15 protein-coding genes are annotated in these 9,904 nt (G+C 67.6%); 5 read left to right on the forward strand and 10 right to left on the reverse strand.

The window, feature by feature from the left end:
• Positions 1 to 48: 48 nt before the first annotated feature.
• The 10 genes from P1P75_RS35695 to P1P75_RS35740 form a co-directional block, all read right to left on the reverse strand.
• Complete coding sequence (locus P1P75_RS35695) at positions 49 to 372, reverse strand: hypothetical protein (RefSeq protein WP_319263326.1); 324 nt, start codon at positions 370 to 372, stop codon at positions 49 to 51.
• A 204-nt stretch (positions 373 to 576) separates the two neighbouring features.
• A complete protein-coding gene (locus P1P75_RS35700) occupies positions 577 to 1,194 on the reverse strand; it encodes a hypothetical protein (RefSeq protein ID WP_319263327.1) in 618 nt (205 codons plus the stop codon).
• Positions 1,195 to 1,766: 572 nt separating this feature from the next.
• Positions 1,767 to 2,180, reverse strand: coding sequence for a hypothetical protein (locus P1P75_RS35705; protein ID WP_319263329.1), 414 nt, complete (start codon positions 2,178 to 2,180; stop codon positions 1,767 to 1,769).
• A gap of 91 nt (positions 2,181 to 2,271) precedes the next feature.
• Positions 2,272 to 2,640 carry a hypothetical protein gene (locus P1P75_RS35710; protein WP_319263331.1) on the reverse strand — a complete coding sequence of 123 codons (369 nt, stop codon included), beginning with the start codon at positions 2,638 to 2,640 and terminating at the stop codon, positions 2,272 to 2,274.
• 259 nt (positions 2,641 to 2,899) lie between these two features.
• The gene (locus tag P1P75_RS35715) at positions 2,900 to 3,316 is read right to left on the reverse strand and encodes a hypothetical protein (protein ID WP_319263332.1); all 417 of its coding nucleotides are present in this window, start codon (positions 3,314 to 3,316) and stop codon (positions 2,900 to 2,902) included.
• The gene (locus tag P1P75_RS35720; protein ID WP_319263334.1) at positions 3,313 to 3,663 is read right to left on the reverse strand and encodes a hypothetical protein; all 351 of its coding nucleotides are present in this window, start codon (positions 3,661 to 3,663) and stop codon (positions 3,313 to 3,315) included. Before P1P75_RS35720 ends, P1P75_RS35715 begins: the two co-directional genes overlap by 4 nt.
• Positions 3,664 to 3,705: 42 nt before the next feature.
• Entirely contained in the window at positions 3,706 to 5,067 is a 1,362-nt protein-coding gene (dnaB, locus tag P1P75_RS35725; protein WP_319263335.1) for a replicative DNA helicase, read from the reverse strand.
• A 79-nt stretch (positions 5,068 to 5,146) separates the two neighbouring features.
• Entirely contained in the window at positions 5,147 to 6,169 is a 1,023-nt protein-coding gene (locus tag P1P75_RS35730) for a hypothetical protein (RefSeq protein ID WP_319263337.1), read from the reverse strand.
• 301 nt (positions 6,170 to 6,470) lie between these two features.
• Positions 6,471 to 6,767: a hypothetical protein gene (locus tag P1P75_RS35735; protein WP_319263339.1), complete on the reverse strand. Its 297-nt coding sequence runs from the start codon at positions 6,765 to 6,767 to the stop codon at positions 6,471 to 6,473.
• Positions 6,768 to 6,923: 156 nt separating this feature from the next.
• Positions 6,924 to 7,655 (reverse strand): GntR family transcriptional regulator, encoded by a 732-nt coding sequence (locus P1P75_RS35740; RefSeq protein WP_319263341.1) that lies wholly within the window; start codon positions 7,653 to 7,655, stop codon positions 6,924 to 6,926.
• A gap of 248 nt (positions 7,656 to 7,903) precedes the next feature.
• Between P1P75_RS35740 and P1P75_RS35745 the strand changes: the two genes are divergently transcribed.
• The 5 genes from P1P75_RS35745 to P1P75_RS35765 are packed head-to-tail and all read left to right on the forward strand — an operon-like array spanning position 7,904 to position 9,798.
• A complete protein-coding gene (locus P1P75_RS35745) occupies positions 7,904 to 8,434 on the forward strand; it encodes a hypothetical protein (RefSeq protein ID WP_319263342.1) in 531 nt (176 codons plus the stop codon).
• Entirely contained in the window at positions 8,434 to 8,616 is a 183-nt protein-coding gene (locus tag P1P75_RS35750; protein ID WP_319263344.1) for a hypothetical protein, read from the forward strand. The genes P1P75_RS35745 and P1P75_RS35750 overlap by 1 nt, the downstream gene beginning before the upstream one ends.
• Complete coding sequence (locus tag P1P75_RS35755) at positions 8,613 to 9,152, forward strand: hypothetical protein (RefSeq protein ID WP_319263346.1); 540 nt, start codon at positions 8,613 to 8,615, stop codon at positions 9,150 to 9,152. The genes P1P75_RS35750 and P1P75_RS35755 overlap by 4 nt, the downstream gene beginning before the upstream one ends.
• Entirely contained in the window at positions 9,152 to 9,535 is a 384-nt protein-coding gene (locus P1P75_RS35760; protein WP_319263348.1) for a hypothetical protein, read from the forward strand. The genes P1P75_RS35755 and P1P75_RS35760 overlap by 1 nt, the downstream gene beginning before the upstream one ends.
• Entirely contained in the window at positions 9,532 to 9,798 is a 267-nt protein-coding gene (locus P1P75_RS35765) for a hypothetical protein (RefSeq protein ID WP_319263350.1), read from the forward strand. The genes P1P75_RS35760 and P1P75_RS35765 overlap by 4 nt, the downstream gene beginning before the upstream one ends.
• Positions 9,799 to 9,904: the final 106 nt, after the last annotated feature.

The following is a 9,904-nucleotide window of genomic DNA, read 5'->3' on the forward strand; positions in this document are numbered from 1 at the left end:
TTTAAGAGAAAGGGCGAGGCCCGGCCCCGAAGGGCCGGGCGGGCTGGGTCAGAAGTGCGGGTCGCGGGTAGGGCATCGCGGGTCGTGCTCCGGGATGTGGCAGCCGGAGGCGTCCGCCGGAGCTGCGCAGTGGGGGCACTCGGGCGCGGGCTTCCATTCGCCGTGCTCCCAGTCGGCCAGGTCGAGCCCGGTGACCGTGTCCTGCCCCGTGGGGCGGTAGAGGAATCCGGCGGCGCGCAGCTCCTTGCTCAGGGGCCTCGGCGCAACAGCAAGGCACTGGAACAGCCAGCGTCCGCGCTTGTAGGTGGTGCCGGGCTGGAAGAAGTCGGCGGTGTCCATGGGTTGCTGCTTGCTCGTGTTGGTGTGGGTCATCTGGGGCTCCCTGCTTGTGCGGGTGTCCGGGGGGAGGGTTGCGTGGATTCGGGCGGGGTGTTGGGGTGCCCGGGGCGTTCCCTCCGTTCACACTCTAACCCATATTCCATTGCTTAGCCATGGAAGTGGCGGGATCCCTGACACACGAAAAGGGCGGGCACCCGCAGGCACCCGCCCTCCACCAGCCTGACGCCGGCTAACACCTCACCGATGGTCCCCGAGGATCTTCGCCACGATGGGTGCCGCCTCCGCATTGAGGGCCACAACGACCGCGGCGACAGCCTCCTGGGCCTCCCGCACCAGGGTGGCGCCCTCGTAGGCGCTGGGGACGATCAGGCCGGGCCAGTCGTGGCCGGGGACTCGGACGGTGGCGGTGGCCAGGACCGACGGGCTCTTGCCGGGCTCGGGTTCGCGGAGCCCGGAGTAGCCGCCGTTGTCCTCCCAGGAGCGGTCCTCCTGCCAGTCCTGCCATGCGTACGGGAAGTGCCGGCTGCTGTCGCTGATGTGGCCGTGGCGCAGCGGGACCACGATCTGGGCGTAGAGGGCTCCGTCGTAGTCGTCCCGGTGCAGGGTGACCCGGTGGAGGTCGGGGCGGGTGCGTACGTACCCGGGGGCCATGATGGGGCCGGTGGCGACGGCCCAGGCGTGGACGGCGAACTCGCCCGGGTCTTGGACGGGGCGGGGCGTATCGGTCCAGGCGTCACGGAACAGGCTGGCGTTCTGCCGAATATAGGCGCCGTACCGGGACCGGCCGTCGGAGGCGTTCTCCCGGTCGTACAGGGCGTCGACGGAGACCAGGGTGTGAACGTTCCATGCAGGCACTGAGGGGTCCTTCCAGCGGTTGTCGGCAGGCGTCCAGCATGGCAGCGCGCACTGACAATCCGCCGGTATTCGGACGCGAAGAAGCCCCCGGCGTGGACTGCCGAGGGCTTCACCAGCTCTTCCCCTACCGCAGAGGACGGTCTTGGGGGCGCTTTCCGGAAGTGCCCGGCAAGCCGGGACACCCCACCATGACACCGGACCCCCGCGGGTGGTGCCCCGGTCAGGCCAACGACGCAGCCCGAGCTGCTGTGCCAGGTCCCCGAAGATGCCGGCCGTCACCGGTGACCACGACCACGGGCGGGCAGGACGGGCACGAGAACAGGCCCTGGGATCCCAGCCACCGCCATCCCGCAGCCCAGAGTTCGGTATGGTCCCGGTTGTCCGGGATCGGGTCGGTGGTTTGGCACTGGGTGCACGTGACGTGCGTGGTCTTCGGCATGGGGGTCCTTCCGGCAACGGTCCCCGCCAGGCTATCCGGCGGGTCGCCGACACCAGACACAGCTCGCCAAGCATCATGCGTCCATGGGATACGAAGCGCAGGAACCGACGGACGACGCGGACTGGGACGACGATTACTCCGACGGCCCTTCGGTCCAGCCGCTGTTCGGGCCTCCGGTTGATCTATCCGATGTGGTGGTGGAGGAGATGTCTGCGCTTGCTGACGCGGTCACGTCCTGACGAGCGGCTCCAACCTGGACCAGGGTGGGCGGGAACTCGCAGCGATTTTCGTTGTACTTCCACAACGCCCCCGGCATGCCGCAGTCGGCAACCACCGGGTGCCGGTCGTCGTACATCCACCGGCGTTTGATCAGTTCCATGTGCTGATCACAGGTGAAGCTGTTGTCCAGGTCGCCGTCCCACATGACGTGCCAGGTGGCCGGCCTGTTGCAGTAGTCCTCTTCGCGGCCGGTGGGGGTGTAGGCGCAGAGCTGCTGGCCAGCCGTTCGCGGTCCGTGCTTGGGAACCCAGGGGCTGAGGTCGGTCACGGCGTCGGCTCCTTTGGCGGGCGGGGCGTACGTCCATCGTCCCGGCCCCCAGACGAACCGTTCCCCCTGTACCCCCGGAACGCCAGGTCGCCTACTGATCGGCGCGCGGATCGTCCGCCAGCTCCAAACCGTCGATCAGCGCGTCCATGAACGCCCGATTCCCCCGGGGCGGGAACTCTTCATCCGCCAGGCCCTGGCATACCGGCGGTGTCCGCGGATCGTCCTGCCAGGCGCCGGGGCTGAAGTTCCAGTCCTCCCACCCGGGTGCGGCTTCGGATACGGCGACAGTGCACAGGCGGCTGGTCTCGGCCTGGCTGAGCGAGGGCGTTGCTGTGGGTGTGGCTGTGACGGTCACGGTGGCTTTCGCTGACGGCTTGTCGTCGGCCTCGTTGCTGCTCCCGCAGCCGGATGCCGTCAGGGTGAGGGTGGTGAGGAGCAGGGCGGTGACGGTGCGGCGCATACGGTTCCCCCGGGGTGGTGCGGCTCGTGAAGCGCATGATGCGCCACCAGGCGGGGGCGAGGCAGAGGTTTCGCCGAACCGTGATCCGCGAACGGCCGCGGCCCGTGGCTGCGGCCGTATTTGGTGACGTCCTGATCGGCCTGTCCGTGCGACGAGACCCGGGATTGGGCGTGCCGGCGTGCCGAGCACTGGAAGATCCCGCCCACCTGACGCGACACTCCCAAGCCGGAGCCTGGGAGCGCTGTCGCGGATCAGATCCTCAGTCGACGTATGAAGGGGCGCTGTCCGCCCACTCATGGCTGTCGCGGACAGCCGCGGCCACGTGATCTCGGAGGTTCAATGCGTCGAACGCTGCCCGTTCCCATCGGCTATGCGGGCCGTGTCCGCGGCTGCCTTCAGCGTAATTGGTAGCGCGATCCAAGGCGCTGGTGAAGGTGTCGAGGCCGTAGAAGAGCGCTTCTCCCAGCTGGTCAAGAGCCGTATGAGGAAGCATCGACTTGTTCAGAGACCTCGATAGAGCGGACATGCCCGCTGAGCACGCGATCCCCGCGTCGCGGGGCGACAGATCGGCATCGTCGATGCCCCCTGGCCGCAGGAGCCGTTCGATCAGTTCTGCACGCTGGCTGAGCGTTAGATCCTTGAGGAGCTGCTTAGCGAGAGCTTCTACGTTGCTCATGAGGCGTCCTGTGGGTTGATGACGTGCTTGTACGCGAACTGAGTGGCACGTTGGAGTTGCAGAACGTGGGCCAGGTTGTCGGTCAGCTGGTCATCATGGAGTCCTTCTTGCTCAAGCAGGTCAGCTGCCCGGGCGGCAAAGCTGCCGCGCGGGGGACCCGGAACCGAGCCGTTGTTGGCGTAGGCGATGACGGCCATGCCGAGGTTCCTGTTGGCGACGGCAATGAGCCACCGCCCCAGCTTCGCAGCCTCTTGTAGATCTTCCGGAGATTTGCACTGGCCGGCCGCCTCCTCCACGGCACCTACCAGGTCCTTCATCAGTTGATTTACCTTCTCGCTCTTCGCCATTGGGTCTCTCCTATTTCAGAACGGGGCGCAGCGCGCGGTCGGTCAGGTCTGCGCCATGTCCACGAACCGTGAGTAGTGTCCCTGGAACGCTGCGGTGATGGTGGCGGTTGGCCCGTTGCGGTGCTTGGCCACGATCAGGTCCGCCTCGCCGGCCCGCGCAGACTCCTTCTCGTAGGCGTCCTCGCGATGCAGCAGGATGACCATGTCGGCGTCCTGCTCGATGGCGCCGGACTCGCGGAGGTCGGAGATCACGGGCTTCTTGTCGGTGCGCTGCTCGGGACCGCGGTTCAGCTGGGACAGGGCCACGACGGGGACGTCGAGTTCTTTGGCCAGCAGCTTCAACCCGCGGGAGATCTTCGAGACTTCCTGCTGCCGGTTCTCGGTGCGGGTGTCCGATTCCATGAGCTGGATGTAGTCCACCACGATCATCGCCAGGCCGCCCTTGGCCTTCCGCTTCCGGGCGCGGGCGCGGATGTGGTTGAGGGTGATGTTGGGGGAGTCGTCGATGTAGAGCGGGGCTGCCTGGACGTCCGGCATGCGGCGGGCGAGGCGGGTCCAGTCGTCCTCGGTCATCGTGCCCATGCGCATGTGGTGCAGTGCGACCCGTGCTTCGGCGGAGTTGATCCGCATGGCCACTTCGTTGCGGCCCATCTCCAGGGAGAAGATCTGGCTGGGCCGGTTGTGCTTGATGGAGCAGCAGCGGGCGAAGTCCACGGCCAGGGTCGTCTTACCCATGGCGGGGCGTGCGGCGATGATGATGAGCTGGCCCCCTTGGAGGCCGTTGGTGAGGGCGTCCAGGTCGCGCAGGCCCGTGGGGACGCCGGTGATCTCGTCCTTGCGGTTCTGGTTGCGGTCCAGCTCGTCCAGCATGCTCTCCATGACGTCGCCGAGGGGAACGTCTTCCTCGTCGGGCTTGGAGACCTCGGTGGCCGTGTATACGGCGGTCTGTGCCTCGTTGCAGATGTCGGCGAGTTCGCCTTCCTGGGCACTGGCCAGGGCGGCGATGTGGCGGCCGGCCTGCTCGAGGCCGCGCAGGACTGCCTTCTCGTGGACGATCTCGGCGTAGTACTCGGCGTTCGCTGATGTCGGGACTGTCTGGACCAGCGCGTGCAGGTAGCCGGGCCCGCCGACCTTGCCGATCTCGCCGCGCTTGGTGAGGGCGTCGGCCACGGTGATCGGGTCGACGGGGTCGCCGTTGCTGTAGACGTCCAGGATCGCCCGGAAGATCGTCTCGTGTTTCGGGGCGGCGAACTGTTCGGCTTTCAGGACGACGACGACCTCGCCGATGGCGTCCTGGGACAGCAGCATGCCGCCCAGGACGGACTGCTCGGCTTCCTGGTCGTGCAGGGGCCGCCGCTCGAGGACTTCGGAGGGGCCGCTGCGGGTCTGCGCGGGTACGCTCATGGGGAATCTCCGTTCAGGGGTTCATGCGGCGGCAGGGGCCTTGCTACGGGCTCCCCTGCCGCTCGCGTCGTTGTAGGGGTCAGCTGCGGACGGGCTGCGGCGGAACGTATCCGGGATGGCACTGGCACTTGGCCATACCGGTATCGGTCTCCACCATCCGTTCAGCCGCGGACATCGGCTCCCGGCCGCTGTTGCACTCGCCGCACCACGGCCGACGCTGCACCGTGGGCCTGGCCGACGCCTCCGGGTTCATCTGCGCGTGCTGGGCCAGGTCCGTCCAGCCCTTGTGCGCCATGTCGGCCGCCAGCCCGCACAGGTTCCTGGCGGTCCGGCCCTTGGCCAGCAGGAAGGCGGCGTCCTCCCGGACGCTGGCGATCTGCCTGGGGTAAGGGGGCTTGCCCCTGTTGCTCATCCAGGCGACGACGAAGGCGTCGACGACCTGGTTCACGTCGTCCACCGACTCACCAACGGCCTGCGCCGTCGCTGTGTCGTCTTCCTGCGCAGCTGCTTCTCTCTCCCCGTCCTGGCCGTCAGCACCTGCGGCAGAGGCGTTACCAGAGAGAGAAGAGTGAAGAGAGGACTGATAAGAGGAAGCCTGGTTTTCCGAATCCGGTTCACCCGAATCCGGTTTTCCAGGGCTCGGGCTAGCCTGCGATGATGCCGGATCGCTCCTGGTCGGGCCCGAAAACGGGTTTCCAGGGCTCGGGCGCTCGGAAGGGGTAGCCGGCTTGGGTCCGGCAGGCTTCTTCGTACGCCCGTTCTTCGCGGTCGCGCGCTTGCGATCTGCCGGATTGGAGCGCTCCGACTGCGGCACCGGACGGCTGCGGATGAACGCCGCCCACTCGTGCTGGCCCTTCTCGTTGGTGAACAGCCGACGGACCAGGAACCCTTCTTCCTCCAGCTCGTACGACGCGGTGTAGAGAGCGTCCCGGCCTTCCATCCGCTTGTTCCCGCGGCGTCTGGAACGCGTGATGATGTCCGGGATCGTGTCGACCTCCACGCCAGCCGGCTTGCTCAGCCAGCGGACCAGCAGCCCGAGGGCGCGGCAGCTCAGATCGACCCACAGCGTGTCGTTCTCCACGACGGTGTAGCCGCTGTCCATGGGGTCCTCTTCACGGAAAACCCTCACGATGCACCGCCCGCACGCAGCACAGCGGGCACGTGGAAGCGTCGCATGTGAGTGATCCATGTAGGGGTAGCACTTGGCACGTTGCGAAGTGCCGCTAGCATGGGCATGAAGCCTCGCTTTTGATGGGTGAAGCTTTTCGATCCAGCGGATCCAATCCGCTGGTGCTGCTTGGACGGCCTGGCGCTTGAGTGAGCTGCGAACTCTCTCTGCTGGGCCGTCTTGCGTTTCCGGGCCGTGGCTGCGATCACGGCGGTCGGAGACGCGACCAATGCGTCTAACGGTCGGAGTCGTCCAGTCGGGCCGGACCGCGGCCCTTGGGCGGGAATCGCTCCAGGTACTTCAGGAGACGGGCGGTGCGCATCATGCGCGTCCTGCCCGCCACCAGATACGACTCCTGGCCCGGCCCGTCACCGAACGGCCACCGGTCCTTCGCGGTCGGTTCCTTGCGGCTCCGAGATTCGGCCATATGACGCAGGCCGCGCGGGGTCATGGATCCGACAATTCCGCGTCTGACCAGCAGGGAAGCGGCGTCGGTGAACGAGATGTAGGCGGGGTCCTTGCGCTCGGTCACGGGCGCACCCCAAGGGGAGTACTTCCCTCCAAGGGAAGCAGCGATAGAGTCATGGCGGATCTCCTAGTGGGGATTCCCTACTGCCGACGTCTTCGCAGGGCAACGGCATGTAGGGCGGCCGGCCGTGCCGCAGGGTGCGGTCGGCCGTAATAGGTTCTACTCCTGCGGTCGAAGCGACGTGGTCCAACGCAGAATCGTGGACCCCTGGGCAACCTTCACAGCCACCTCAACGATCCGACCGTCTTCCAGCGTCACCGTACGGACCACTTGGGTCACGACAACCTCGGACGCGGTCAGCCCAAGGACTTCCTTCTCCGCGGCCGTGGCGTGACGGCTTGTCACCTCCTCCAACACCTGGTCCTGGGCAACCCCCAGCCGTGACGCTGCAAGCTCCCGTGACGCGCCGGTAGACACCGGCTCCGTCAGCTCGGGAGTCACCGCGATCACGTAGGCCGGGTAGTAGCTGCTGCTCAGGTGGATGGGGAGACCGTTCCGGCTGACCACTCGCCGGCGTACCTGCACGGGCGTACCGGGGGCCACGTCAAGCCGTGACGCCACCAACTCGTCGGCACCGGTCGTTCCGACCTCTAGAATTCGCGACTCCTCACCACCATCAAGAGCGCTACCGGTAGCCGCGTGCAAGGCCACGCGAGTGCCGATGTTGTTGCTGACGGGGCTGGATACGACTGTCCCCACGCCGGTCTTGGCGTGCGTCAGTCCTTCCATCTTGAGGACCCGGTAGGCGCGGTTCACAGTCGTGTGTGCCACGCCGAACTGCTCGCTTGCCACCTTGAAGCTCGGCAGGGTGTCGCCGGGCCTCAGTGTTCCGTCGCGGATCTGCCGCCGGAAGTGCTCAGCGATCTCCGCGTACCCGGGGGTGTCGCGCATGGTCGACCTCCTCTCTCTGTCGCTAGCTGCCGCGCTGCAAGGGCGCGGCGGTACACCCCTGAGATTAGCCGAAAGAAACTCCGAGCGCGAGCACTAGCGCTCGGAGCGCGAGGACGCTACATTGGTGTTCGTCGGGAAGGACGGAGCCCCGGAAACGCAAAACGGCCCGGGTGGTTGGACACCCAGGCCGTTCCGGAACCCCAAAGGGCCCGACAGATCGCTACCCGCCTCAACAGGAGCGAACTGCTATGGAAAACCGTATCGGACCGAACAGCACAAGGTCCCCCGACTCCCAGTCCGACGTGGCGCTTGGCCAGGTCGTTGGTTTCCGCATCATGCGGGAGACCGAAATCGCCCCCAGCTGGTGGGCCCAGCCCACCGAGATCGGCGAGACCGGCAGCCCCATCGTGGCCGACCGGTACTGCGCGGAGCAGAACCGGCTGACGATGGACCCGAACCGGGCCAAGCGTCAGCGCTACTTCGCTGACCCCATCCTGGCTTCGGACGAGGCCACGCCGATCGACATGGCCGCCCCCGACGGCGAGGCCATCAGCGTCACCGACCCCTCCGACGTGGCGCTTGGCCAGGTTGGCCGGCGGTTGCCGGAGGACTGGTACACCACCGCGGCCCGTGCCGCGCACAACATCCACTGCGTCGACTGCCGTGAGCGCACCGCTGCCAGCGACGCCGCCGCCGCCGAGAATGCCGCCTCGATGGGGCGCCGAGACCGCCGCCAGCTCGGCCTGAACATCGTGAGCACCAAGGCGGTGAACGTCTGATGGCCGCCACGTCCACCCCGAACCGCACCGTTCTGGAGCGTTTCCCCGCCGGAGGCCCCCGCGGTTCCTGGCCCGCCGAGGAGTTCGCCGCCGACCGCCGTAGCGCCGGCCAGCCCGCCGAGGTCGTCATGGACCTCCGCACCGACACGTTCCTCGTCATCGTGCGGGGAGGTGCCCGATGAGCGCCCGCGACGCAGGCCACTCCCACCTCGCCACCCCGCACCTGGTCCCCGACTGCCCCCTCTGCGAGGCGGTCAAGGCGGCTCGCGATCTGGCTTTGGCGCACCTGGCCGAGGCAGTCCACCTTCTCGCCGCGATCAACCCGACCGATGACCTGCCGCAGGTCCGCATGAACCTCGCCCCGATCGGCCTCACCGGGAACGACGTCGCGAACTGCTACAGCATCGACCTGACGCCGAAGCAGGCGGAAGGTCTCGCGGACGCGGTCGACTCGATGCACGCCCACCTCGGCAGCCAGCCGGCCGCCCCCATCAACCCGGACACGATCCCGTCGGGGGAGTGGGGTGCGGACGCGGTCGCCCAGAACGACACCGACGTGTGGGACGAGGTCAACGACCTGTTCGCCGACCTGGACCTGGTGGCCATCACCCGGGACGTCCTCAACGACCGGGCCGTGAGCAAGCTCGCCGTCACCCTCGCCCTCGACTCCCTCCTCGGAGAGATCAGCGACGCGTACGCGGATGAGGACGACGCCTGATGGCCGGCCTCGACGACAGCCTGGCCGATCTGGACGGCTTCGGCTGGATCCCGGGCGTGCAGCAGATCTTGGACGGTATCCACACCGCACAGCAGGCCGCCACCGAGGGCCGGTTGCCGCTGGAGGCCACGCAGACGCTCCTGGCGCTCCTCGGCAACGACGGCGGACCCGACCTCATGGAAGCCCTCGCCCACCTCGCCGTCCACATCACCAACCCCGACACCAACCCCGCACTCAACGCCATCGACGACGACACCGCCAAAACGGTGCAGCACCTGGGCGAACTCCACGCCCACACCATCGCCGACACCCCCCGCCACCACACCACCGAAGCCGCCGGCCTCATCGACCACGCCGCCACCACCGGGAGGAACCCCGCATGAACCGCAAGCAGATCAAGGCCACCGCGATCAGCACGGTCGGCGACCTCATCGTCATCGTCGCCACGCTCCTCGCCGGGTTCGCCATCTACGGACTCCTCCGCAGCATCAACGACGACCTGGCCACCGTGGCCGGGGTGCTGGTCGGCTTCGTCGTCCTGAAGAACTTGGGCCCGATCGTGACCGACGGGTTCCGGCCCGCGGTCGACCGGCTGAACGAGGCGGCCAAGGAGCCGGAGAGCACGGACACCAAGGCCAACGCCTAACCCCTGATCCGGGTCCGGCCGGTACCCCCCCGGCCGGACCCGGATCAGGGGTTAGGCGTTGGCCTTGGTGTCCGTGCTCTCCGGCTCCTTGGCCGCCTCGTTCAGC

The organism is Streptomyces sp. ID05-39B (assembly GCF_033794725.1).
GTDB classification, from domain to species: Bacteria; Actinomycetota; Actinomycetes; order Streptomycetales; family Streptomycetaceae; genus Streptomyces; species Streptomyces bobili.

What these genes read in the sequence shown, in the direction of transcription:
- dnaB (WP_319263335.1), bottom strand. Translation starts at nt 5,067, where the DNA reads ATGAGCGTACCCGCGCAGACCCGCAGCGGCCCCTCCGAAGTCCTCGAG.
- P1P75_RS35760 (WP_319263348.1), top strand. Translation starts at nt 9,152, where the DNA reads ATGGCCGGCCTCGACGACAGCCTGGCCGATCTGGACGGCTTCGGCTGG.
- P1P75_RS35695 (WP_319263326.1), bottom strand. Translation starts at nt 372, where the DNA reads ATGACCCACACCAACACGAGCAAGCAGCAACCCATGGACACCGCCGAC.
- P1P75_RS35755 (WP_319263346.1), top strand. Translation starts at nt 8,613, where the DNA reads ATGAGCGCCCGCGACGCAGGCCACTCCCACCTCGCCACCCCGCACCTG.
- P1P75_RS35750 (WP_319263344.1), top strand. Translation starts at nt 8,434, where the DNA reads ATGGCCGCCACGTCCACCCCGAACCGCACCGTTCTGGAGCGTTTCCCC.
- P1P75_RS35745 (WP_319263342.1), top strand. Translation starts at nt 7,904, where the DNA reads ATGGAAAACCGTATCGGACCGAACAGCACAAGGTCCCCCGACTCCCAG.
- P1P75_RS35765 (WP_319263350.1), top strand. Translation starts at nt 9,532, where the DNA reads ATGAACCGCAAGCAGATCAAGGCCACCGCGATCAGCACGGTCGGCGAC.
- P1P75_RS35715 (WP_319263332.1), bottom strand. Translation starts at nt 3,316, where the DNA reads ATGAGCAACGTAGAAGCTCTCGCTAAGCAGCTCCTCAAGGATCTAACG.
- P1P75_RS35740 (WP_319263341.1), bottom strand. Translation starts at nt 7,655, where the DNA reads ATGCGCGACACCCCCGGGTACGCGGAGATCGCTGAGCACTTCCGGCGG.
- P1P75_RS35730 (WP_319263337.1), bottom strand. Translation starts at nt 6,169, where the DNA reads ATGGACAGCGGCTACACCGTCGTGGAGAACGACACGCTGTGGGTCGAT.
- P1P75_RS35710 (WP_319263331.1), bottom strand. Translation starts at nt 2,640, where the DNA reads ATGCGCCGCACCGTCACCGCCCTGCTCCTCACCACCCTCACCCTGACG.
- P1P75_RS35720 (WP_319263334.1), bottom strand. Translation starts at nt 3,663, where the DNA reads ATGGCGAAGAGCGAGAAGGTAAATCAACTGATGAAGGACCTGGTAGGT.